General features: G+C 70.5%; 26 protein-coding genes. 11 read left to right on the top strand and 15 right to left on the bottom strand.

The window, feature by feature from the left end; all coding sequences use genetic code 11:
* Nucleotide 1 precedes the first annotated feature (1 nt).
* Together K1T34_RS03355 and K1T34_RS03350 are read left to right on the top strand one after the other, a co-directional pair.
* On the top strand, nt 2-1,381 hold the full coding sequence (locus K1T34_RS03355) for an amidase (RefSeq protein WP_220242831.1): 1,380 nt from the start codon (nt 2-4) through the stop codon (nt 1,379-1,381).
* A gap of 26 nt (nt 1,382-1,407) precedes the next feature.
* The gene (locus K1T34_RS03350) at nt 1,408-1,593 is read left to right on the top strand and encodes a hypothetical protein (protein ID WP_220242830.1); all 186 of its coding nucleotides are present in this window, start codon (nt 1,408-1,410) and stop codon (nt 1,591-1,593) included.
* Nucleotides 1,594-1,644: 51 nt separating this feature from the next.
* On the opposite strand, the gene K1T34_RS03345 is transcribed toward K1T34_RS03350, so the two are convergent.
* From K1T34_RS03345 to K1T34_RS03335, 3 genes are all read right to left on the bottom strand, one after another.
* The gene (locus K1T34_RS03345; RefSeq protein WP_220242829.1) at nt 1,645-3,093 is read right to left on the bottom strand and encodes an amino acid permease; all 1,449 of its coding nucleotides are present in this window, start codon (nt 3,091-3,093) and stop codon (nt 1,645-1,647) included.
* 107 nt (nt 3,094-3,200) lie between these two features.
* Nucleotides 3,201-4,229, bottom strand: coding sequence for an alpha/beta fold hydrolase (locus K1T34_RS03340; protein WP_220242828.1), 1,029 nt, complete (start codon nt 4,227-4,229; stop codon nt 3,201-3,203).
* A gap of 160 nt (nt 4,230-4,389) precedes the next feature.
* Nucleotides 4,390-5,355, bottom strand: a complete 966-nt coding sequence (locus K1T34_RS03335; protein WP_220242827.1) for a zinc-binding dehydrogenase — start codon at nt 5,353-5,355, stop codon at nt 4,390-4,392.
* A 60-nt stretch (nt 5,356-5,415) separates the two neighbouring features.
* Here K1T34_RS03335 and K1T34_RS03330 point away from each other — a divergent pair, with 60 nt between their 5' ends.
* The 3 genes from K1T34_RS03330 to K1T34_RS03320 are packed head-to-tail and all read left to right on the top strand — an operon-like array spanning nt 5,416 to nt 6,451.
* Nucleotides 5,416-5,613 carry a hypothetical protein gene (locus K1T34_RS03330; RefSeq protein ID WP_220242826.1) on the top strand — a complete coding sequence of 66 codons (198 nt, stop codon included), beginning with the start codon at nt 5,416-5,418 and terminating at the stop codon, nt 5,611-5,613.
* A gap of 11 nt (nt 5,614-5,624) precedes the next feature.
* Entirely contained in the window at nt 5,625-6,089 is a 465-nt protein-coding gene (locus K1T34_RS03325) for a ribonuclease domain-containing protein (protein WP_220242825.1), read from the top strand.
* Complete coding sequence (locus tag K1T34_RS03320) at nt 6,086-6,451, top strand: barstar family protein (RefSeq protein ID WP_220242824.1); 366 nt, start codon at nt 6,086-6,088, stop codon at nt 6,449-6,451. Before K1T34_RS03325 ends, K1T34_RS03320 begins: the two co-directional genes overlap by 4 nt.
* A gap of 44 nt (nt 6,452-6,495) precedes the next feature.
* Here the strand turns inward: K1T34_RS03320 and K1T34_RS03315 are convergent, their stop codons facing one another.
* The 9 genes from K1T34_RS03315 to K1T34_RS54595 form a co-directional block, all read right to left on the bottom strand.
* A complete protein-coding gene (locus K1T34_RS03315; protein WP_220242823.1) occupies nt 6,496-7,278 on the bottom strand; it encodes an enoyl-CoA hydratase-related protein in 783 nt (260 codons plus the stop codon).
* Between the two features lie 144 nt (nt 7,279-7,422).
* Nucleotides 7,423-7,731, bottom strand: a complete 309-nt coding sequence (locus tag K1T34_RS03310; protein ID WP_370643613.1) for a hypothetical protein — start codon at nt 7,729-7,731, stop codon at nt 7,423-7,425.
* Between the two features lie 188 nt (nt 7,732-7,919).
* On the bottom strand, nt 7,920-8,648 hold the full coding sequence (locus K1T34_RS03305) for a sirohydrochlorin chelatase (protein ID WP_220242822.1): 729 nt from the start codon (nt 8,646-8,648) through the stop codon (nt 7,920-7,922).
* Nucleotides 8,645-9,907 carry a sulfate adenylyltransferase subunit 1 gene (locus tag K1T34_RS03300; RefSeq protein ID WP_220242821.1) on the bottom strand — a complete coding sequence of 421 codons (1,263 nt, stop codon included), beginning with the start codon at nt 9,905-9,907 and terminating at the stop codon, nt 8,645-8,647. The genes K1T34_RS03305 and K1T34_RS03300 overlap by 4 nt, the downstream gene beginning before the upstream one ends.
* Nucleotides 9,907-10,815, bottom strand: coding sequence for a sulfate adenylyltransferase subunit CysD (gene cysD / locus K1T34_RS03295; RefSeq protein ID WP_220242820.1), 909 nt, complete (start codon nt 10,813-10,815; stop codon nt 9,907-9,909). The genes K1T34_RS03300 and cysD overlap by 1 nt, the downstream gene beginning before the upstream one ends.
* Before the next feature lie 20 nt (nt 10,816-10,835).
* Complete coding sequence (locus K1T34_RS03290; RefSeq protein ID WP_220242819.1) at nt 10,836-11,531, bottom strand: phosphoadenylyl-sulfate reductase; 696 nt, start codon at nt 11,529-11,531, stop codon at nt 10,836-10,838.
* Nucleotides 11,528-11,686 carry an Insertion element protein gene (locus tag K1T34_RS03285; protein ID WP_220242818.1) on the bottom strand — a complete coding sequence of 53 codons (159 nt, stop codon included), beginning with the start codon at nt 11,684-11,686 and terminating at the stop codon, nt 11,528-11,530. The genes K1T34_RS03290 and K1T34_RS03285 overlap by 4 nt, the downstream gene beginning before the upstream one ends.
* Nucleotides 11,683-13,374: a nitrite/sulfite reductase gene (locus K1T34_RS03280; RefSeq protein WP_220242817.1), complete on the bottom strand. Its 1,692-nt coding sequence runs from the start codon at nt 13,372-13,374 to the stop codon at nt 11,683-11,685. The genes K1T34_RS03285 and K1T34_RS03280 overlap by 4 nt, the downstream gene beginning before the upstream one ends.
* 127 nt (nt 13,375-13,501) lie before the next feature.
* Nucleotides 13,502-13,588: a putative leader peptide gene (locus K1T34_RS54595; RefSeq protein ID WP_354874210.1), complete on the bottom strand. Its 87-nt coding sequence runs from the start codon at nt 13,586-13,588 to the stop codon at nt 13,502-13,504.
* A 269-nt stretch (nt 13,589-13,857) separates the two neighbouring features.
* Here K1T34_RS54595 and hemW point away from each other — a divergent pair, with 269 nt between their 5' ends.
* Nucleotides 13,858-15,066 carry a radical SAM family heme chaperone HemW gene (hemW, locus tag K1T34_RS03275; RefSeq protein WP_255638279.1) on the top strand — a complete coding sequence of 403 codons (1,209 nt, stop codon included), beginning with the start codon at nt 13,858-13,860 and terminating at the stop codon, nt 15,064-15,066.
* Nucleotides 15,067-15,138: 72 nt separating this feature from the next.
* A complete protein-coding gene (locus K1T34_RS03270) occupies nt 15,139-16,059 on the top strand; it encodes an NADP-dependent oxidoreductase (RefSeq protein WP_220242815.1) in 921 nt (306 codons plus the stop codon).
* Here K1T34_RS03270 and K1T34_RS03265 read toward each other — a convergent pair.
* Nucleotides 16,049-16,756 (bottom strand): TetR/AcrR family transcriptional regulator, encoded by a 708-nt coding sequence (locus tag K1T34_RS03265; protein ID WP_220242814.1) that lies wholly within the window; start codon nt 16,754-16,756, stop codon nt 16,049-16,051. The two genes, K1T34_RS03270 and K1T34_RS03265, sit on opposite strands and share 11 nt — an antisense overlap.
* 96 nt (nt 16,757-16,852) lie before the next feature.
* On the opposite strand from K1T34_RS03265, the gene K1T34_RS03260 reads away from it, so the two are divergent.
* The 4 genes from K1T34_RS03260 to K1T34_RS03245 all read left to right on the top strand — a co-directional run bounded on the left by K1T34_RS03260 (nt 16,853) and on the right by K1T34_RS03245 (nt 20,637).
* Nucleotides 16,853-17,260: an SgcJ/EcaC family oxidoreductase gene (locus K1T34_RS03260; RefSeq protein WP_220242813.1), complete on the top strand. Its 408-nt coding sequence runs from the start codon at nt 16,853-16,855 to the stop codon at nt 17,258-17,260.
* A 36-nt stretch (nt 17,261-17,296) separates the two neighbouring features.
* Nucleotides 17,297-18,496, top strand: a complete 1,200-nt coding sequence (locus K1T34_RS03255; RefSeq protein WP_220242812.1) for an amidohydrolase family protein — start codon at nt 17,297-17,299, stop codon at nt 18,494-18,496.
* Between the two features lie 94 nt (nt 18,497-18,590).
* Nucleotides 18,591-19,406 (top strand): siderophore-interacting protein, encoded by an 816-nt coding sequence (locus K1T34_RS03250; protein WP_220242811.1) that lies wholly within the window; start codon nt 18,591-18,593, stop codon nt 19,404-19,406.
* Nucleotides 19,407-19,416: 10 nt separating this feature from the next.
* On the top strand, nt 19,417-20,637 hold the full coding sequence (locus K1T34_RS03245; RefSeq protein WP_220242810.1) for a serine hydrolase: 1,221 nt from the start codon (nt 19,417-19,419) through the stop codon (nt 20,635-20,637).
* 114 nt (nt 20,638-20,751) lie between these two features.
* Here K1T34_RS03245 and K1T34_RS03240 read toward each other — a convergent pair whose 3' ends face one another.
* Nucleotides 20,752-21,267 carry a pyridoxamine 5'-phosphate oxidase family protein gene (locus tag K1T34_RS03240; protein ID WP_220242809.1) on the bottom strand — a complete coding sequence of 172 codons (516 nt, stop codon included), beginning with the start codon at nt 21,265-21,267 and terminating at the stop codon, nt 20,752-20,754.
* A 38-nt stretch (nt 21,268-21,305) separates the two neighbouring features.
* Nucleotides 21,306-22,304: a TIGR03842 family LLM class F420-dependent oxidoreductase gene (locus K1T34_RS03235; protein WP_220242808.1), complete on the bottom strand. Its 999-nt coding sequence runs from the start codon at nt 22,302-22,304 to the stop codon at nt 21,306-21,308.
* Nucleotides 22,305-22,314 lie beyond the last annotated feature (10 nt).

Raw genomic sequence — 22,314 nt, 5'->3', positions numbered from 1 at the left:
GATGTACCTGACCATCACCGAAGCCGCCGCCGCACTGCGCGCCGGAGAGACCACGTCGGTGGAGCTCACGACCGCGGCGTACGCGGCCGCCGACGCCCACGACGAGGCATTGGGCGTGTACCTGGCCCGATTCGACGAGACCGCCCTCGCGGCCGCCGCCAAGGCCGACGCGGAGCTGGCCGGCGGCGTCGACCGCGGCCCGTTGCACGGAATCCCGTTGGGGATCAAGGACATCATCGCCACCGAGGAGGGCGAGACCACCGCGCAGAGCCTCGTTCTCGACCGCGCGTGGGGCGCCGGCGGAGACGCCCCGGTCGTGGCGCGGCTGCGGGCCGCCGGGGCGATCGTCACCGGCAAGACCAGCACGATGGAGTACGCGATCGGCACCCCCGACCCCGACAAGCCGTTCCCGATCCCGCGCAACCCGTGGAACACCGAGCACTACCCCGGCGGCTCGAGCTCGGGCACCGGCAGCGGGGTGGCGGCCGGGCTGTTCCTCGGCGGCCTCGGCACCGACACCGGCGGCAGCATCCGGTACCCGGCGACCAGCTGCGGGATCACCGGGCTCAAGCAGACCTTCGGCCGGGTCCCGAAAGCCGGGTGCGTGCCCCTGGGCTACAGCTACGACCACATCGGACCGATGGCCCGCAGCGCCGAGGACTGCGCGCTCATGCTCGCCGTGCTCGCCGGTCACGACACCGGCGACGCGACGTCGGTCGACCGCCCGGTCGACGACTACACCGGCGGGCTCACCGGATCACTCGCCGGGCTGCGGATCGGCATCGACCGCCTGCTCGACCGCTCACCGCTCACCGCTCCGGAACTCGACCCGGCGCTGGACGCGGCCGTCGCCGAGCTCACCGCGGCCGGCGCCGAGGTCGTCGACGTGCGGCTGCCGCTGTACGACGAGCTCAAGACCGCCACGATGCTCGGGCTCTCGGCCGAGGCGTACGCCTACCACCAGCCGGACCTGCGCTCCCGCTGGACCGACTACGGCGCCGGCACCCGCATGGCGGTCGCCACGGGCGCCCTCATCAGCGCCGGCGACTACGTCCAGGCCCAGCGCGTCCGGCGTGTCGGCCAGCGCCAGGTCGCCGCTCTCTTCGCCGACGTGGACCTCATCCTCACGCCGACGAGCGCGTGCGGCGCCCCCGAGGTGGACAAGCTGACGCTCGACAAGATCGTCGACGCGCTCCACACGCCGTACTGGAACGCCCTCGGCAACCCCGCGATGTCCGTCCCCATGGGCTTCACCGCCGACGGGCTGCCGCTCGGCCTGCAGATCGTCGGCAAGCCGTTCGACGAGGCCACCGTGCTCGCGGCCGGATACGCCTACCAGCAGCGCACTTCCTGGCACCGCCACGTTCCCCCGCTGTCGTGAACCCCGCACCAGGAAAGGACAATCCCGTGACACCCGATCCCGCCACCGTCGTCCCGGCCCTGCTCGCTGCCGCCGGATTGACCCCGTCGGCCGAGGAAACCGCCCTCATGATCGCCGACTTCCCCTCCCGCGCCGAAGCGATCGAGAAGCTCTACGAGGTGCCGGAGGCACGGTATGAGGAGCCGGGCCTGATCTTCCGCGCCGAGCCGTAGCCGCCCGCCACGCCCGGACCGTCGTCCGGGCGTGGCGAGTCTCCGTGCGCGTCAGTCCGAAATGGACTCACTCTCGCCGCGCGCCAGCACCGAATGCCGGCGGCTGTAACCGAAGTACACGCCCATGCCGATCACGAACCAGATCGCGAAGCGCAGCCACGTCTCCGGCTTCAGGAACGTGATCAGCCAGATCGAGAACACCACGCCGATGATCGGCACCACCGGCATGCCCGGCGTGCGGAACGTGCGCGGCAGGTCGGGGCGCTTGTACCGCAACACGATCACTGCGATACACACCACCACAAACGCCAGCAGAATGCCGATATTCGTCAACTCCGCGGCCTCGCCGATGGGCAGGAACCCGGCGATGATCGCCGACGCCACACCGAGGATCCACGTGGTGCGCGTGGGCACCTTGCGCACCGGGTGCGTCTTGCCGAACCACTTCGGCAGCAGGCCGTCGCGGCTCATGGAGTAGCCGACGCGCGTGGCGCCGAGCAGGAACGTGAACAGCACGGTGAGGATGCCGATGATGGCGCCGACCGCGATCACCGCGCCCAGCCAGCCCAGTCCCACCGATGCGAACGCGCTCGAGAACGCCGCCTCGGGGTCGATGTCCTTGAAGTTCACCATTCCGGTGAGCACGAGGCAGGCGAGCACGTACAGCACCATCGAGATCGCGAGCGAGTACAGGATCGCCTTCGGCATGTGCTTCTGCGAGTCCTTCGACTCCTCGGCCGCGGTCGACATGGCGTCGTAGCCGAAGACGGCGAAGAAGACCGTGGCCGCCCCCGTGAACGCGCCGCTGACACCGAAGGGGAAGAAGTTGCTGTAGTTGCCCGTCTTGATGTGGAAGGCGCCGACCACGATCACCAGCACCACGAGCGCGACCTTCAGGTACACCAGCAGCGTCTCGAACCGCGCCGCGTTTTTCATGCCCTGGTTGAGGATGAACGCGATGAGCAGACACAGCACCACGGCGAACAGGTTCACCACGTACGAACCGTGCGCCACGCCTTCGGGCTCGGTGCCCGGCGCGCCCGACATCCACTGCGGCAGCGAGACGTGCAGGAAGCCCAGCAGGTCGTTGAAGTAGCCGGAGATGCCGATGGCCACCACCGCCACGATCGCGGTGTACTCCAGCAGCAGGTCCCAGCCGATGAACCAGCCGACGATCTCGCCCAGTACCGCGTAGCCGTAGGTGTACGCCGAGCCGGCGCGCGGGATCAGCCCGGCGAACTCCGCGTACGAGAACGCCGCCGCCGCGCTCGCGATACCCGCGATGAGGAACGAGATCAGCACGGCGGGGCCGGCCGTCTGGTTGGCCACCGCGCCCGCCAGCGAGAAGATCCCGGCACCGATGATGCCGCCGACACCGATCGCCGTCAGCTGGCGCAGCCCCAGTGTGCGTTGCAGGCCGTCACCGCCGCTCTCGATCGTCTCGATCGGTTTGCGCCGGAAGATGCCGGACCCTGATCCCAGGCTGCGCGGAGCGGACATCGCTGTCTCCTCATACGTCGTGAACCGAGCCCGGGTCACGGGCTCTGGCAACGCACCGTACTAGGCCGTGTCCACTGTGTCACCGATGTTCCGACGCGGGCGGGATCTCAGCCCGCCGCCGTGTCCTCCGCGGCCTGCGAAGCGGCGCGGGCCGGGTGTTTCACGTCGCCGGAGCGGACGGCGCCGGCGGCGGCGAAGGTGAGGAGCTCGGCGATCTCGGGCGGGTCGTCCAGCTGGGGGCAGTGGCCCCAGTCTTCGCGGACGAGCAGGCGGCTGTGCGGCACGAGGGTGTGCAGGCGGCGTCCGGCGGCCGAGGACACGAGCTTGTCCTTGCCACAGGCCACGACCAGGAGCGGGACGTGCACGCGGTCGAGTTGGTAAGCGTCGGCGAGCTCGGTGACGAGCTGGCGCGCCTGCTCGAGGCGGGAGGTGGTGGCGCGGTAGTCGGGGAAGAGCGTGGTGAAGCGGCTTACCTGGCCGGCGTCGGCGGTGCCCGCGTCGGCATACAGCAGGCGGGGTACGACCTGCTCGGCGACCGCGCGGACCAGGAAGCCAGGCACGGGCAGGGGGAGCGCGGAGTACAGGCGCAGCGGCAACGGGTTGCGCGCGACGGTACGGACGAGCCACGAGTCGACGAAGCCGGGCGCGGCGATCGACACGACGCCGACGAGCGGCAGCCGGGGGTTCTGCGCCGCGCGCAGGCCGAGCGTGCCGCCGAGGGAGTTGCCGGCCAGCACCACGGGGCCGAGTACGGCCTGCTCGCGCACCACGGCGGCGGCGAACGCGTCGAGCTGGGGGAGCATGGGGCCCGGGCGCAGGGGCTGGGCGTCGCCGAAGCCGGGCAGGTCCACGGCGACGGCCGCGATGCCTGCGGAGGCGAGCTCGGCCAGCACGGGACGCCAGGTGTCGGCGCTGTCGCAGTAGCCGTGGAGAAGAACGAGCCGGGGTGCGCGGGGCTTCTCGGTGCCGCGCTTGCGCGACCGCTTGGGCGCCTCGGCTTCCACCACCGGCGGACCGACTTCGAGCACTCGCGTCCGCACTCCGGCGAAGCGCCGGAAGGTGACCCGGACGGGATCCGGTTCGCTGCTGGGCCGGCCGCCCCGGACAGCGGGTGCGGGCCGCTTCGATGCGGTCATGTCTACAGGTTAACCGTTCAAGGTCGAGTTCCGGTCGAACTTTGGGGGTAACAAGCCGATTGCGAACTCGGGGTGTTGACGGTTAACGGAATGCGGCGTACAAGCACCGGCCCGGGCTGATCCGTGACGGAAAAGCCCAGGCCGGAGGAGTTCTGTCGACTCAGCGGGTGAAGACGATCTTGCCCGCGGTCTCGCCGTCGAGCATCGCGCGGAAGCCTTCAGCGGCGTCTTTGAGGGGCAGTTCTGTGCCGATCCGGGGCTTGATCCCCTTGAGGTCGAGGTAGCTCAGCATGTCGGCCAGCTCGTCGCGCGTGCCCATGGTCGAGCCGGCGACGCGCAACTGCAGGAAGAACACGCGCTGCAGGTCCGCGGACGGGTCCGGGCCGCTCGTGGACCCCGACACCACCACGATGCCGCCCGGCTTGAGCGACTTCAGGGTGTGCGCCCACGTGGCCTTGCCCACGGTCTCGAACACCGCGTCGACGCGCTCGGGCAGCCGGGCGCCGGACTCGAACGTCTGGTGCGCGCCGACGCTCTCGGCCACCGCGCGCTTCTCCTCGCTGCGGCCGGTCACCCACACGCGGAAGCCCGCCGCGCGCCCGAGCGCGATGAGCGCCGTGGACACGCCGCCGGAGGCGCCCTGCACCAGCATCGTCTGGCCGGGGCGCAGGCCGGACTTCACGAACAGCATCCGATACGCGGTGAGCCAGGCCGTGCCCATCGTCGCCGCTTCGGGGAACGTGAGGCCGGCCGGCTTGGGCACCGCGTTGCGCGCGGGCACCACGACCTGCTCGGCGAACGTGCCCTGGTGCTTCTCGGTCAGCAGGGTGCGTTTCGGGTCGAGCGTGTCGTCGCCTTGCCACCCCGGCGCGTTGACGACGGAGTGGAGGACGACCTCGGTGCCGTCGTCGAGCGTGCCGGCACCGTCGCAGCCCAGGATCATCGGGAACTGGTCGGGCTTGATGCCGACGCCGCGCAGCGTCCACAGGTCGTGCATGTTGAGGCTGGCGGCCTTGACGTGCACCCGGACCCAGCCTTCGGGCACCTCGGGCTCGGGCCGCTCGCCGGCGACGAGAGAGTCGAGCGGGGCCTCGGCGTTGGGTTCCTTCGCGTATACGGCGAACATGGCAGCAACCTACCGCCCCTGGGCGCGCCGACGCAGCCTGGCGCGCGTAGGCTCACACTCGTGTTCAACGGGCTGGCCGACTGGTGGGACGGGGTCGAGCTGTGGCTCGCCCAGGCTTGGTTCCCCGTCCAGTTCGTGCTGGTCATGGTCGTGCTGGTACCGCTGTGCCTGCTCTTCGCGTGGGTCATCGACAAGCTCGTGGGCCGCTTCGCCCGCTGGTTCGGCCCGGCCCGCGACGACGACAACCCGCCCTCTTAGGCTCACTCCCCATGGTCAACCGTAGGCGGATCACCGCCGCACTCGTCGGTCTCCTCGTGCTGGTGCTCGCGGGCTGGCTCGTGAAGGAGAACGTCGGGGACTCGTCCTCGTCGGCCCCCGCCACGCCGAGCACCTCCGCCCCGGCCGGCGCTTCGGGCGTCGCCGCGAAGCTGCCCGGCGGCGACTCCGGGTTGCCGGTGAAACCGTTGTCCGGCTTGCCCTCGCAGGCACGCGACACGTGGAAGCTGATCGAGGCGGGCGGGCCGTACCCCTATCCGCGCAACGACGACGTCGTGTTCGAGAATCGTGAGAAAGTGCTGCCGCGGAAGCAATCGGGTTACTACCACGAGTTCACGGTGACCACGCCGAAGAGCCCCGACCGCGGCCCGCGCCGCCTGGTCACGGGGCAGGCCAAGGAACTGTTCTACACCGACGACCATTACGCGTCCTTCGTCGTCGTGGACCCGAGCCGGTGACGCCGGCCGACGAGGCGAAGGCCGCCGCGGACGAGGCCTTCGCGCGGGGCGCGTATCCCCACCTGGTCAACGGCGGCACGGTGGACAAGGCCTCCACGCTCGACGCGATCGCGAAGGCGATGTCCTTTCCGGACTACTTCGGCCGCAACCTCGACGCGTTGTACGACATGCTCACGGACCTGTCGTGGCTGCCCGCGGGTGAGCACGTGCTGATCTGGAGCGGCTCGGAAGCCTTGCGCCAGGCCGAACCGAAGAACTACCTGGCGATCCGCAGCGTGCTGTCCGACGCTCAGCGGGCGCTCGGCCCGGCGGACGGCAAAGCGGGTTCCTGGCAGCTGACGGTCGTTCTGGCCAACTCGTAACGTCTCGATCCCCGCCGGGGGAACGGGGATCGAGACGCTCCTGCTCAGGCTGTGTGGTCTTCGGGGACCCAGTTCGGCTTGCGCTTCTGGGCGAAGGCGAGGATGCCTTCTTGGCCTTCCTCGCTGGCGAAGAACCCGGCGGACAGCTCGTTCATCGCGGCGAAGCCTTCCGACGGCGTGGCCGGACGTGGCTTGCTCAGCAGGGTTTTGGTCGCTGCCAACGCCTTCGGGCCGCCGAGCGTCAGCGACTTCAGGTACCGCTCCACGGTCTCGTCGAGCTCGGTGGAGGGCACTGCGGCGTTGAGCAAGCCGATCTCCACGGCCCGCTGCGCGTCGAACACGTCGCCGGTGAGGAACAGTTCGTGCGCGGCGCGGGGGTTCAGTCGCGGCAGCACCGTCAACGAGATCACGGCCGGGATCACGCCGATGCGGACCTCGGAGAACGCGAACGTCGCCTCGGGTACCGCGACCGCGATGTCGCACGCGGCGACCATGCCGATGCCGCCGGCGCGGGCGGGGCCGGCCAGGCGCGCGACCACGGGCTTCGGGCTGGTCCAGAGCTGCTCGAGGATCTTCGGGAACTCGTTCACGCCCTGGTCACCGGCCCCGGCGCCGCGGGCCTCCTTGAGGTCCATGCCGGCGCAAAAGACCGGGCCGGTGTGCGTCAGGAGCACCACCCGCACGGCATCGTCGGCGACGGCCTTGTCCAGCGAACCGGAGAGCTCGCGGCGCAGCTGCGCGGACAGGGCGTTGCGGTTGTGAGGGGAGTCGAGGGTGATCGTGGCGGTGCCGCCCACCACGTCGTAGTGCACCAGTTCGTCAACCATGGCACCACAATCGCACACGGGCCGGAGAAGGGGCCTGTGACGTGCGTCGGGGCCGCCGCGATGGGGGCGGCCCCCGACAGTGTTCGACCTCCGGCGCGTCAACCTCCGGCGGGTCAGCCGATCGTGGTGGTCGTGAAGATCGGGCTAGGCGACGGGAAACACGCGGTCGGCGCCGAGATGTCGATCAGCTGGTTGACCACGGCGGTGAAGGTGAGGCCAGGGTCTCGCCGCCGGGTCGACCACGACGTCGAGTGCACCACCGGGGGCGACGGTCGCGGGCGCCGTCACGTCGGCGTCCTGGGTGAGGCTGACCTGCTGCGGGCCGACGATCGGCGCGTCGGCCTGACAGTCGAACGAGACGGTGGTGGCAGCCAAGGCGGGGACGGCGAAACCGAGCACGCCGACGGCGGCGAGCGCGGCCACGGGAACGATCTTGCGCAGGGCTGACTTCATGTGCTCCACCTTTTTCCGGTGCGAGGACGGGGGGAAGTCGCGCGACGCTTAGATAGTTACCGGCGAGTCACGTAGCTCGTCAAGAATTTCCCGTTCCCATGCGCGGACGGTGAAGATCTGGCAACCAGTGCCACCCAAAACGCGTATCGGATTCATCTTTATACGCTGACCTGCGCAGGAGCGTGCTACTAAAGCGGAATCCGGGTCACGACGTCCGCGTAGCGGTGCAGCACGGCGGCGGCCACGCGCGGGTCGGTGCCCAGCGGTTCGGCGACGAACACGGCGCGGTCGGCCTCGCGGGCGTGCACCGCGATGCGGTCCGGCAGCAAGCCGGGCGCGAGGAACCACGACGCGACGGCGATCCGTCGCACGCCCCGCGCCCGCAGCCGCGCCACGGCGGCGGGCACGGCGGGCTGCGCCGCGCTCGCGAACGCCTCGGTGACCGGCAGCCCCAGCTCGCCTTCCCAGCGGGCGGCCAGATCGGCGACGGCCGCGTTGGCTCCGGCGTTCGACGAACCGACGGCGCTCACCACGACCCCGTCGCCGGGGCCCAGACCGGCTCCGGACAGCCGGTCGAGCGCGACGCGTTCCAGCACCGGGTCGACGCCCAGGACGTCGGACACGCGCACGTCGAACCCCGGGCACTCCGCGCGGACCTCGGCCACGAGCGCGGGCAGGTCCACGCGTGCGTGGAACGCGCTGCCGAGCAGGAGCGGCACCACGACGGCGGCGCGGTGCCGCTGTGTGTAGAGGCGCCGCAGGACGTCGGTGACCCGCGGTTCCGAGAGGTCCAGGAAGGACTCGTAGACCTCGATCCCCGGCGCCTGCGCGCGCACGCGCTCCACGAGCCCCCGCACGGTCGCGGCCGAGCGGGGGTCGCGGCTGCCGTGCGCGACGGGGACGAGAGGAGCTGTCACGGGAACCGTTCGCCGATCAGCCCGGCGGCGAGCGTGTCGCCGTCCTTCGGGTCGATGACGAGGAACGCGCCGGTGCGGGGGCTGTCGGTGTAGTCGTCCACGCCCAGCGGTTCGGCCAGACGCAGCTCCACTCGGCCGATGTCGTTGAGGTCCAACGAGCCCGGATCGTCCACACTGGACAATGTCTGCTCGTCGAAGCGGGCGGTGAGCTCGGTGACGATCGCCTGGACCGTGCGCGTGCCGTGCTTCACGAGCACGCGTGCGCCCGGCTTGAGCTGCTTCGACGAGAGCCAGCACAGTGTCGCGGTGAGCTCGTCGGTGACGCGGGGCTGACGGTCGGCCGTGGAGATGAGGTCGCCGCGGGAGATGTCGAGGTCGTCGGCCAGCAGCAGCGTCACGGACGTGCCGGCGCCCGCCTCGTCCAGCGGCCCGTCGGCGGTGTCGATGCGCTCGACCGTGCTGCGCAGCCCGGCGGGCAGCACCACGATCTCGTCGCCCGGGTGGATGGTGCCGGCGGCGATCTGCCCGGCGTAGCCGCGGTAGTCGAGGTACTCGGGCGTGCGCGGCCGGATCACGTACTGCACCGGGAAGCGGAACGCCGCCTCGTGCGGGTCCGGCGCGGCGGGCACGGTCTCGAGGTGCTCCAGCAGCGTCGGGCCGTCGTACCACGGGGTGCGCTCGGACGTGGTGGCGACGTTGTCGCCTTCCAGTGCGGAGACGGGGATGGTGACGACGGTGCCGTGGTCGTAGCCCAGAGATTCGGCGTGGGCGGCGAATTCCTTGGCGATGACGGAGAAGGTCTCCTCGTCGTAGTCGACGAGGTCGATCTTGTTCACCGCCAACACCAGCCGCGGCACTCCCAGCAACGCGAGCACCGCTGCGTGGCGGCGGGTCTGTTCCACGACGCCCTTGCGCGCGTCCACCAGCAGCACCGCCAGCTGTGCGGTCGAGGCACCGGTGACGGTGTTGCGCGTGTACTGCACATGTCCTGGCGTGTCGGCGAGCACGAACGAGCGCCGGGGTGTGGCGAAGTAGCGGTAGGCGACGTCGATGGTGATGCCCTGCTCACGCTCGGAACGCAGGCCGTCCACAAGCAGGGACAGGTCCGGTGTGGACAGTCCCTTGTCGACCGACGCGCGGGTGACGGCGTCAAGCTGGTCGGCCAGCACCGACTTCGTGTCGTACAACAGCCGCCCGACCAGGGTGGACTTGCCGTCGTCGACGCTGCCCGCCGTGGCGAGCCTCAGCAGCGAACTCATCAGAAGTAGCCTTCCCGCTTGCGGTCTTCCATGGCCGCTTCCGACATCCGGTCATCCGCCCGGGTCGCACCACGCTCGGTCAGCCGCGACGCGGACACCTCGGCGATCACCTCGGCCACCGTGACCGCGGTCGACTCGATCGCACCCGTGCACGAGCCGTCGCCCACGGTGCGGTAGCGCACCGACAGCTCCTGCACCTGTTCGTCCGCGCGCGGGCCACCCCAGGGGCCTTCGGCCAGCCACATGCCGTCGCGCTGGTAGACCTCGCGCTGGTGGGCGTAGTAGATCGACGGCAGTTCGACCTTCTCTCGCGCGATGTAGTTCCACACGTCCGCTTCGGTCCAGTTGGACAGCGGGAAGACGCGGACCTGTTCACCGGGGCGGTGCCGGCCGTTGTAGAGGTTCCACAGCTCCGGGCGCTGCCGGCGCGGCTCCCACTGCCCGAAGGAGTTGCGGAGACTGAAGATCCGTTCCTTCGCGCGCGCCCGCTCCTCGTCACGGCGGCCGCCGCCGAACACCGCGTCGAACTTGTTCGCCGCGATCGTGTCCAGCAACGGAGTCGTCTGCAGCGGGTTGCGCAGGCCGTCGGCGCGCTCTTCGAGGCGGCCGTCGTCGATCCACTCCTGCACCTTGGCCACCACCAGGCGCAGGCCGTACTTCTCCACGACGCGGTCGCGGAACTCGATCACCTCGTCGAAGTTGTGTCCGGTGTCCACGTGCAGCAACGGAAACGGCACCGGCGCCGGCCAGAAGGCTTTGATCGCCAGGTGCAGCAGCAGCGTCGAGTCCTTGCCCCCGGAGAACAAGATCACGGGCCGGTCGAACTCACCCGCTACTTCGCGGAAGATGTGGATGGCTTCGGATTCCAGCGCGACCAGGTTGTCGACTGCGGGTTCCAGGGTGGTCATCGGTCCTTCTGTGTTCGCCATCAGCCGTGCAGTCCGCACTCGGTCTTCGACTGGCCGGCCCAGCGGCCGCTGCGCGGGTCCTGCCCGGCCTCGACCTTCGCCGTGCACGGCGCGCAGCCGATGGACAGATAACCCACCGACACCAACGGGTTCTCGAGCACGCCGTGGTCGTGGATGTAGCCGTTGAACTCGTCGTCGGTCCACGCGGCGAGCGGGTTGACCTTCACCAGGCCGTTGCGCTCGTCCCAGGTGACGATCGGGGTGTTCGCACGCGTCGGCGCGTCCACGCGGCGCACGCCGGTGACCCACGCCGAGTACTTCACCAGCGTGTCGCGCAGCGGCACGACCTTGCGCAGGAAACAGCACTGGGTGGCGTCGCGCTCGAAGAGGTTCTTGCCGTACTCGGCGTCCTGCTCGGCCACGCTCTGCTCGGCCTGAGCGTTGACGATCGTCACGTCGGGGTAGACGGTCTGCACGGCGTCGCGCGTGCCGATCGTTTCCGGGAAGTGGTACCCGGTCTCGAGGAACAAAACGTCCACATCGGACTTGACCTGGGTGGCCAGGTCGATGAGCACGGCGTCCTGCATGTTCGACGCGACGATGAAGTCGTCGCCGAACTGCTCGACCGTCCAGCGCAGGGCTTCGGTCGCCGTGGCCTGGGCCAGCTCTTTCTCCGCGCGTTCGGCCAGGGTCCGGTAGTCAGCTGTGGCCGTCATCCGAGCGTCTCCTCCGGTAGGGACAGTCCGTGGAACTTCACCGAGAACCCGCGCCGGCACGCACCGCAGAGCCAGCCGCCGTCTTCGGCGGGGCGCAGGTCCTCGTCACCGCAGAACGGGCAATAGTAGGGCACCGCTCGTTCCGCCGAGGTCACTGCAGCAGGCTCTCGTCGGCACGCCCGACCCACTGCGCGAAACGCTCGCCGGGCTCACGCCCGTCGAGGTAGGCGCGGACCACGCGCTCGACGTAGTCGACCAGCTCGTCGGCGACGACCTTGTGCCCGCGCAGCTTGCGGCCGAACCCGGCGTCGAGGCCGAGACCGCCGCCGAGGTGCACCTGGAACCCCTCGACCTGGCGGCCGTCGGCGTCGGTGACGATCTGGCCCTTGAGCCCGATGTCGGCGGTCTGGATGCGGGCGCACGAGTTGGGGCAGCCGTTGAGGTGCACGCTGACGGGGTTCTCCAGATCGCCCTGGACGTCGGCGAGGCGCTTCTCGAGGTCGGTGACCAGCGCCAGCGCGCGGGCCTTCGTCTCGACGATCGCGAGCTTGCAGAACTCCAGCCCGGTGCACGCCATCACGCTGCGCCGCCACGGCGAGGGCTTGGTGTGCAGGCCCAGCTCCTTCAGCTCCGTCTCCAGGCCCGGGACCTCGGCCTCGGGGACGTCGAGGACCACGAGCTTCTGCTGCGGCGTCAGGCGCACGCGCTGGGACCCCGCGCGTTCGGCGGCCTTGGCCACGGCCAGCAGCGTCTCGCCGTTCACCCGGCCCGCGACGGGCGCGGCGCCGACGTAGAACTTGCCGTCGACCTGCTTGTGCACGCCGACGTGGTCGATCGGGGCGGACGGCACCTCCGGTGCGGGGCCGTCGAGCAGCGGGCGCTTGAGGTACTTCTCCTCCAGGACCTCGCGGAACTTCGCGGCGCCCCAGTCCTTGACCAGGAACTTGATGCGGGCACGCGAGCGCAGGCGGCGGTAGCCGTAGTCGCGGAAGACGCTGATCACGCCTTCCCACACGTCCGGCACCTCGTCGCGCGGCACCCAGGCACCGAGGCGCTGGCCGATCATCGGGTTGGTGGACAGGCCGCCGCCGACCCAGACGTCGAAGCCCGGGCCGTGCTCGGGGTGGTTCACGCCGACGAACGCGACGTCGTGGATCTCGTGCGCCACGTCCTGCTGACCCGACACGGCGGTCTTGAACTTGCGCGGCAGGTTCGCGTACTGCGGGTCGCCGATGTAGCGGCGCTTGATCTCCTCGATGGCGGGGGTGCCGTCGATGATCTCGTCGGCCGCGATCCCGGCGACGGGCGAGCCCAGGATCACGCGCGGGCTGTCGCCGCACGCCTCCATGGTGGTCATGCCCGCGTTCTCGAGCTTCTGCCAGATCGTGGGGACGTCCTCGATCCGGATCCAGTGGTACTGGATGTTCTGCCGGTCGGTGATGTCGGCGGTGCCGCGCGCGTGCGTCTGCGAGATCTCCGCCAGCACGGCGAGCTGCTGCGTGGTGAGCAGGCCGCCGTCGAGGCGCACGCGCATCATGAAGTAGCGGGCGTCCAGTTCTTCGGGCTCGAGCGTGGCCGTGCGGCCGCCGTCGATGCCTTCCTTGCGCTGGGTGTAGAGGCCGAACCAGCGGAAGCGGCCGCGCAGGTCACCCGGGTCGATCGAGTCGAAGCCGCCGTGGGCGTAGATGTTCTCGATGCGCGCTCGGGCGTTGAGCGGGTTGTCGTCTTTCTTCGACCGCTCGTTGGGGTTCAGCGGCTCTCGGTAGCCGAGCGCCCACTGTCCCTCGCCGCGCTTCTGCCGCGGCCGGCTCTTCGCGGGGGTTTCGCGCGTGGGTGAGGCCATGAGGAGTCCTCCGGTTAGTGGCTCCGGACGCCGTTCCGGTTGTGCCGCTTCGTGGCGGGCAACGGGGATCGCGGCGGGTCCGGCGCCTGCGGTCCAGATGTGGTGGGCTGGGGTCGGGCGTCGGGAGTCAGCGGGCAGGCCGGCAGAGCGCGCTCGCGACCCGCAGAAGGTCGACGTGGCGGCGCGCCACGAGAAGGACACCGGCAGGACTCACCGGCCCAGATAACCACGCCTTCAGAACGTGGTTCAAACGCGTCCGGATGGTGGGAGGGCCCTGTCGGGGGGCTTGCGTGTCGGTCGCCGGTGTGGGTGAGCGGGCTCGCTGCCTGCGGTTTTGTGGCACAGCGTGGATGCTCTGGGCGGCCGCTCGGCCGGGGTTCGGGCCGGGTGAGGTGCCGGTGTGGTTCGTTCGGCCGCCGAACTTCCGCCCGGGTGGCCCAGGGCCGGGCGAACACCGGCGAAGCGCGAGGGACAATGGACGTCGTGCCTGACGTAGCCGAACTGCCTGCCGAGACCGGATTGCCCGAAAGCGCCCTGGAGGGGCTGGGGCGGCGGCCGTTCGGCGTCTACGTGCACGTGCCGTTCTGCGCGACGCGCTGCGGGTACTGCGACTTCAACACCTACACCGCCGGTGAGCTGGGGTCCGCGGCGTCGCCGAAGTCGTGGCTCGACGGGTTGCGCAGCGAGCTGGACCTGGCCGCGCGGGTGCTGGGGGAGCCGCCGGCGGCCGACACGGTGTTCGTGGGCGGGGGCACGCCGTCGTTGCTGGGGGCCGACGGGCTGTCGGAGGTGCTGGACGTCGTGCGCGGCGCGTTCGGGCTGGCGCCGGGCGCCGAGGTGACGACCGAGTCCAACCCCGAGTCGACCTCGCCGGAGTTCTTCGAGCGCATCCGGGCGGCCGGGTACACGCGGGTGTCGCTGGGGATGCAGTCGGCCGCGAAGCACGTGCTGCAGGTGCTCGATCGCGTGCACACGCCCGGCCGGCCCGTGGACGCCGCGCGCGAGGCCCGGGCCGCCGGGTTCGAGCACGTGAACCTCGACGTGATCTACGGCACGCCCGGCGAGCGCCCGGAGGACCTGCGGGCCTCACTCGACGCGGTGCTGTCCGCGGGCGTGGACCACGTGTCGGCGTACGCGCTGATCGTGGAGGAGGGCACCGCGCTCGCCCGCCGTGTGCGCCGCGGCGAGCTGCCCGCGCCCGACGACGACGTGCTCGCCACCGACTACGAGATGATCGACTCCGTGCTCTCGGCCTCCGGCCTGCGCTGGTACGAGGTGTCCAACTGGGCCACGGACGACGCGGCCCGCTGCCGGCACAACCTCGGCTACTGGCAGGGCGGCGACTGGTGGGGCGCGGGCCCCGGCGCGCACAGCCACGTGGGCGGCGTGCGCTGGTGGAACGTCAAGCACCCGGCCAAGTACGCGTCGCTGCTGGCCGAGGGAAACAGCCCGGAAGCCGGCCGTGAACTGCTCACCGAATCCGACCGCCACCTCGAACGCATCATGCTCGAACTCCGTGTCGCGGAAGGACTCGCGCTCGACGCGCTCGACGCCGCGGGCATCGCCGAAGCCCGTGCCGCGGCGGCGGAAGGACTCCTGGAACCGTCCGTTCTGGACAGTCGCGGCCGCGCCGTGCTGACGGACCGCGGGCGGCTGCTCGCCGACGGTGTGGTCCGGCGCCTGGCCGGCTGAATTTTCGCTCAGCGGGCATAAACCCGGCGGATGGTTCGTTGGTCGAAGTATCGACGAGCGAGGGAGTCGCGCATGCCGCAGGCGGTCAGGTACAGCGAACACGGCGGGATCGACGTCCTGCGGGTGGAAGAAGTCGCGCGTCCGGTGCCAGGCCCCGGCCAGGTGCTCGTGGAGGTCAGAGCCGCCGGGATCAACCCCGGTGAAGCCGCCATCCGAGAAGGCGTGTTCGCACAGCAGTTCCCCTCGACGTTCCCGTCCGGGCAGGGCAGCGACCTCGCCGGCGTGGTCGCCGAGCTGGGTGCGGACGTCGAAGAGATCCAGGTCGGCGACGAGGTCATCGGCTTCGTGCACACGCGCGCCAGCCAGGCCGAGTTCGTGCTGGTCGACGCCGAAAACCTGACGCCGAAGCCCAGCGGCGTGTCGTGGGAAGCGGCGGGCGGGCTGTTCGTCGCCGGCACCACCGCGTACGCCGCGGTGCGCGCGACCGGCCTGCACGAGGACGACACCCTCGTGGTATCCGGTGCCGCGGGCGGCGTCGGCTCCCTGGTCGTGCAGCTGGCGAAGCTCACCGGCGCGACCGTGGTCGGGATCGCGAGCGAGGCCAACCACGCGTGGCTGAAGGAGCAGGACGTGCTCCCGGTGGCCTACGGCGAGGGCCTCGAAGAGCGCATCCGCGAGGTGGCTGAGGGCAAGGTGGACGCGTTCATCGACACCTACGGCGACGGGTACGTCGAGCTGGCGCTGCGCCTGGGTGTCTACACGGGACGGATCGACACCGTCATCGACTTCGCCGCCGCGCAGAAGTACAACGTGAAGACCGACGGCAACATGGCCGCCGCGAGCGCCGAGGTCATGCGCGACCTCGCCGCGCTGGTGGACAAGGGCCTGCTCGACGTGCCGGTCGCGGCCACGTACCCGCTGGCGCGGGTGCAGGACGCCTACCGCGAGCTGGAGCAGCGCCACACGCGCGGCAAGATCGTGCTCAAGCCCTGACGAGGCTCTGCAGTCCGCCCACGAACATCGCGAGCGCGAATTCGAAGCGGTCCTTGCTCGTCTCGCCGGTGAAGAACTGCCCGGACTGCAACAGGTTCGGGAACGCACCGGCCGGCAGGGACCGCATGTAGTCGGCCATCTGACGGCCGCGTTCGGCGACTTCCGCCTCGTCGTAGTCGCCGAACGTCCAGCTGCTCGCCTCGTAGGCGTAGGCCTTGGCGTACAAGCTCAACGCGTCGCCCGCGTACACCGCCTGCTTCAGATCCAGGCCCCCGGCGCGCAGGATCGCGAGCATCGCCTCGCCCTGGCGCAGCGAGTTGGGCGTGACGGGCACCGGCGTGTTCCACGCGACCTTGGCGATGCCCGGGTAGGCCACCATCGCGCGGACCTGCTGCCGCACCTGCTCTTTCACCTGCTCGGTCCAGTTTTCCGGATCCGGTTCCGGCACGGGCACGTCGCCGAGGACCGCATCGAGCATGAGCTCGTCGAGCTCCTCCTTGTTGGCCACGTGTGCGTAGAGCGACGCGGGTCCGGTCTCCAGCTGCTGCGCGATCCGTCGCATCGACACGGCTTCGAAGCCCTCGGCGGCGAGCATCTGCAGCGCCGTCTTCACCACCAGATCCCGTGACAGCACCGGCTTTTCGGCGCGCCGGCGGGGGCTCGGGCTACGGCGCCACGGCGGGGGCGGGACGGTCATGGACAGCAGCCTAGACGAATCGGGCCTTGACTCGAACGCCGTTCGTCGATAGAACGGTGTTCGTTATAACGAACGCCGTTCGACAAGGGGCTCACCATGACCGACCGAGAAGAAGTCCTCGCCGTGCTCAGCCGTCTCGCCGACGCGTGGAACAGCGGCGACGCCGCCGCGTACGCGAGCCTGTTCACCGAGGACGCCGACTACGTGACGTTCTTCGGGATGCAGCTGCCCGGCCGGGAGCTGATCGAGAGCTTGCACCGCGCGTTGTTCGAGGGGCCGCTGCGAGGTTCGACGATCGGGGGACCCGGCGACGCGTCGGTGCGCTTCCCGCGCGAGGACGTCGCGATCGTCGTGTCCGGCGGCGGTTCGGCGCTCGACGGGGGCGACGCCGTGGCCCAGGGGCGCGAGAGCACGGTGACGTTCGTGCTGGTCCGCTCGGAAGCGGGCTGGTTGATCACGGCGTTCCAGAACACCCGGGTGAGCGATCCGCGCGCGGCGGCGTGACGCGTTTCGCCGGACGGCCGCGCTACGGTCTTGCCTGTGTTGATCCGTGATGTCCGGCCCTGGGGCGGCGAGCGCAGCGACGTCGAGCTGACCGGCGACCGCATCGCGGCGGTCCGCCCGCACGACCCGGCGCCGGCACCCGGTGCCGTCGAGGGCCGGGGCCGGCTGCTGTTCCCGTCGTTCAGCGATGTCCACGTGCACCTGGATTCGACGCGGATCGGCCTACCGTTCCGTCCCCACACCGGCGGCCCCGGCGTGTGGGCGATGATGACGAACGACCGCGAGAACTGGCGGTCGGCGGAGGTGCCGCTGCCGGACGGGGTGGCGGGCACGCTGGAGCGGATGATCGTGCACGGCACCACGCGGGTCCGCAGCTACGCCCAGGTCGACGTCGACTGCGGGCTCGAGAAGCTCGACGCCGTGCTGGCCGCGAAGGAGAAGTTCGCGGACCAGGCCGAAGTGCACGTGATGGCGTTCGCCCAGGCGGGGATCCTCCGCGAACCGGGCACGCTGGACGTCCTGGACGCGGCCCTACGATCCGGCGCGACCGTGATCGGCGGCATCGACCCGTGCACGCTGGACCGCGACCCGAAGGGACACCTGGACGCGGTGTTCGGCCTGGCAGAGAAGCACCAGGTCGAAGTGGACATCCACCTGCACGAGCCGGGCCACCTCGGCCTGTTCTCGACGGACCTGGTGCTCGAGCGCGTCCGGGCGCTGGACCTGCGCGGCAAGGTCACGATGTCGCACGCGTACGACCTGGGCTCGATTTCCGAGTCGGTGAGCCGCCGGGTGATCGACGACTTCGCCGAGCTGGACGTCGCGATGACCACCGTGGCCCCGTCTTCCGCCGGACAGCTTTCCTTGCTGGACCTCGTTTCCGCCGGCGTGCGGATCGGTCTGGGGGAGGACGGGCAGCGTGACTACTGGAGCCCGTACGGCAACTGCGACCTGCTGGACCGGACCTGGCAGCTGGCGTTCACGCGCGGATTCCGCCGGGACGACCACGTCGAGCTGGCCTTGGCCGTGGCGACAATGGGCGGGGCGTCGATCATGAGCCACGACGTGTCCCGCCTGGCCGGGGTGTCGGACCGCCCGGGGCTCGCGGCGGGCGACAGGGCGGACCTCGTCCTGGTGGACGGGGAGACGCCGACGAGCGCGGTGATGGACCGCGGCCGGGACCGGACGGTGCTGCACGACGGCGTGGTGGTGGCCGAGGGGCTCGCCGTTCTGTGACCTGCGGCGTGACCAGTGCCGCTGGTCGGGACCGGGGACGGGCGCGTACGGTGGGAGCAAGATTAGGTAAGCCTTAGTGATTGGGTGGTGTCCGATGGCCGATGCTCCGGCGCGCAAGGGGAACCCGGGCGTGCGCTTGTCGGTTCTGCGCAAGGAGAACCTGACCCCGCACATGATCCGGATCGTGGCCGGGGGCGAAGGCCTGCGCGATTTCCAGCCCAACGCGTTCACCGACGCGTATGTGAAGGTGATCTTCAAGGTGCCGGGCGTCGAGTACCCGGAGCCGTTCGACCTGCAGCGCATCCGCGCGGAGCTGCCGCGTGAGCAGTGCCCGCGGATGCGCTCGTACACCGTGCGGTCCTACGACGCAGCGGCCGGCGAGCTCGTGCTCGACTTCGTGGTGCACGGCGACGAGGGGCTGGCCGGCCCGTGGGCGATGCGGGCACAGCCGGGCGACGAGCTGCTGCTCTCGGGCCCCGGTGGCGTGTACGCGCCGCGCGCCGACGCGGGCTGGCACCTGCTCGTGGGCGACGAGGCCGCGTTGCCGGCCATCGCCGCGTCGCTGGAGGTCATGCCGGCCGGCGCCCGGGCGCACGTCTTCCTGCTCGTGTCCGACGCTTCGGAGGAGCAGCCGCTGGTGACGAAGGCCGACGCGCAGATCACGTGGCTGCACCGGTCGTCCGGTGCGGACCTCGCGGCCGCCGTGAAGGCGCTGCCGTGGCCGGCGAAGGACGTGCACGCGTTCGTCCACGGCGAGGCCGGGTTCGTCCGCGAGTTGCGGCGCTACCTGTTCGCCGATCGCGGCGTGCCGAAGGAGTCGGTGTCGATCTCCGGGTACTGGCGCGAAGGCAAGAACGACGAGGCGTGGCGCGAGGAGAAGGCGGCCGAGCGGGCGCGCGAAAGGGCGTAATGTCGCCGGCATGAACCTGGAGACCGACCCGTCTTCGGCGGGGTTCGACGCTGACCGTCTGAAGCGGATCGACCGGCTGTTCGACGCCTATGTGGACGACGGGCGGCTGCCCGGTTACCTCGCGGTGGTGAGCAGGCACGGGCGCATCGTCCACGTCGCTTCCCACGGCAAGCGGGACGTCGAATCGGGCGCACCCGTGGAGCACGACACCCTCTGGCGCATCTTCTCGATGACCAAGCCGATCACCTCGGTGGCGGCGATGACGTTCGTCGAGGAAGGCGCCATCGACCTCAACGACCCGATTTCCCGCTGGCTGCCGGAGTTCGCGGCGCCGCAGGTGTACGTGAAGGGCTCGGCGCTGAGCCCGATGACGGTGCCGGCGACCGAGCCCATTCGCCTGTGGCACCTGCTCACCCACACCAGCGGCCTGACCTACGGCTTCCACCACACACACCCCATCGACGCGATCTACCGCGCCGCCGGCTTCGAATGGGGCACCCCGCCCGGTCTGGACCTGGCCGCCGCGACCCGCGCCCTGGCCGAGTTCCCGCTCGTCTTCCAGCCGGGCAGCGAATGGAACTACTCGGTGTCCACGGACGTCCTCGGCCGCCTCGTGGAGGTGCTCGCGGGCAAGCCCTTGGACGAGGTCTTCGCGGAGCGGATCTTCGGGCCCCTGGGCATGACGGACACGGGCTTCTTCACCAAGGACACGGACCGGCTGGCTGCTCTGTACGTCGCGCATCCGCGGACCAAGATGCCCACCCGGAACGAGGCTTTCGGCTCCATCGGCGTTGCGCGCCCGGACTCGTTCTCGGGTGGCGGCGGCCTTGTGTCCACTGCCGCCGACTACCACCGCTTCACCCAGATGCTGCTGCGCGGCGGCGCTTTGGACGGTGCGCGGATCCTGGGGCCGCGGACGGTGTCGATGATGGCGAGCAACCACCTGCCGGGCCACGTCGACCTGGAGTCCTACGGTCGGCCGCTGTTCGCGGAGATGCCGTTCGACGGCTTCGGGTTCGGCCTGGGCTTCTCGGTGCTGGAGGACCCGGTGAAGGCGAAGACCCTGTCGAGCGCCGGCGAGTACGCGTGGGGCGGGGCCGCGTCGACCGCGTTCTGGGTGGATCCGGACGAGGATCTGACGGTGGCGTTCTACACGCAGCTGCTGCCGTCGAGCACACATCCGATTCGGCAGCAGTTGCGGCAGTTGGTGTATCAAGCGCTGGTCGACTGACCGGCGTTTTTTGACCGCCGCCGGGCCTCGACCTGGTTCACGCTCCCCGCGCCGGTTCGCGACTTGCCGGCGGGCCGCTTCGGCGCTCCGCCGGCAAACCGTGCGTTGGCTGGGTCACTGGGCGAAATCCCACCGCGTTGCGCCATGAGGCTCGGCCGTCGCGACGCCCACGGCGGTGCGCAGGTCCAGACGGTAGACGTACCAAGGCGGCGGACCCGCGCTCGGCGCGCTGTACGGCGCGGTGAAGGTGTCCCCGTCCGCGGTGACCGGCCAGCCGTTGGCGTGGTAGACGGCGGCGAGGTGGGCGACGGTGGTGGCGTCGGTAACGCGGCCGGCGAAGCCTTCCAACGTCAAGTCGATGCCCTGCAAGCGGACGCCCACACTGCAGGCCGCACGGGATGCCACGAGACGCGACTTCAAGGTGCCCGGACCGCTGGTGAAGTACAGGGCGTCGGAGTCCCAGATGGCGCCCACGCCGGCCGTGTGGGGGCGGCCGTCGGGGCGGACGGTGGTGAGGAAGAAGGTCAGGTCAGCACTCGGCGAAGGGATGAGGGCGTCGCGGGCGCGGCTCCAGGGGAGTTCGGCGTGGCCGTAGATGTCCAGGTTTCGGGTGCGTTTGGGTTCAGTCATGTCAACGCGTCGAACGGCGACACCGAGAATCGACAGCCCTAAGCCGTGAGCTCGCCGACGACCTGTCCGCCGTACGCAGCGAGCGTCTTCTCGCGTTCGTCGTGCATCAGGTAGAGGGCGAACTGGTTCACGCCCAGCTCCGCGAGCTCCTGCAGGCGCGCGATGTGCGCGGGGGCGGGCCCGAGCAGGCAGAACCGGTCGACGATCTCGTCGGGCACGAAGTCGGTGGACGGGTTGCCGGCGCGGCCGTGGTGGCTGTAGTCGTAGCCGGTGCGGGCGCGGATGTAGTCGGTGAGCTCGTGTGGCACCGGGCCGGAATCGCCGTAGCGCGCGACGAGGTCCGCGACGTGGTTGCCGACCATGCCGCCGAACCAGCGCAGCTGCTCGCGCTGGTGGGCGAGGTCTTCGCCGACGTACGCGGGCGCGGCCACGCAGATCGTGATGCCACCCGGGTCGCGCCCGGCGGCGCGCGCGGCCTCACGCACCGCGCCGATCGTCCAGCGTGCGATGGCCGGGTCGGCGCACTGCAGGATGAAGCCGTCGGCGTGCTCGCCCACGGTCTTCAGCGCCTTCGGCCCGTACCCGGCCATCCACATCTCCAGCCGCCCGTTGCGGATCCACGGGATGCGCACGGCCGTGTCGTTCATGGTGACCTCGCGCCCCTCGGCGAGGTCGCGCACCACGCGCATGCAGTCGCGCACCGTGGCCAAAGTGGACGGTGGGTTGCCGACGACCCGGTGCGCCGAGTCGCCGCGGCCGATGCCGCACACCGTGCGGTTGCCGTACATGTCGTTGAGCGTGGCGAAGGTCGACGCCATCACCGACCAGTCGCGCGTGGCCGGCGAGGTGACCATCGGCCCCACCACCAGCGACGACGTCTCCGCCAGGATCCGCGAGTAGATCACGAACGGTTCCTGCCACAGCACGCACGAGTCGAACGTCCAGCCGTACCGGAACCCCTGGTCCTCCGCGGCCTTCATCAGCCGCACGACGTCCGACGCCGGCGGGTCCGTCTGCAGCACGATCCCGAAATCCAAGGCGCACTCC

The organism is Amycolatopsis sp. DSM 110486 (assembly GCF_019468465.1).
Taxonomy (GTDB): domain Bacteria; phylum Actinomycetota; class Actinomycetes; order Mycobacteriales; family Pseudonocardiaceae; genus Amycolatopsis.
Note: the sequence above shows the minus strand (reverse complement) of the source record. Positions and strands in the feature narration are given on the sequence as shown.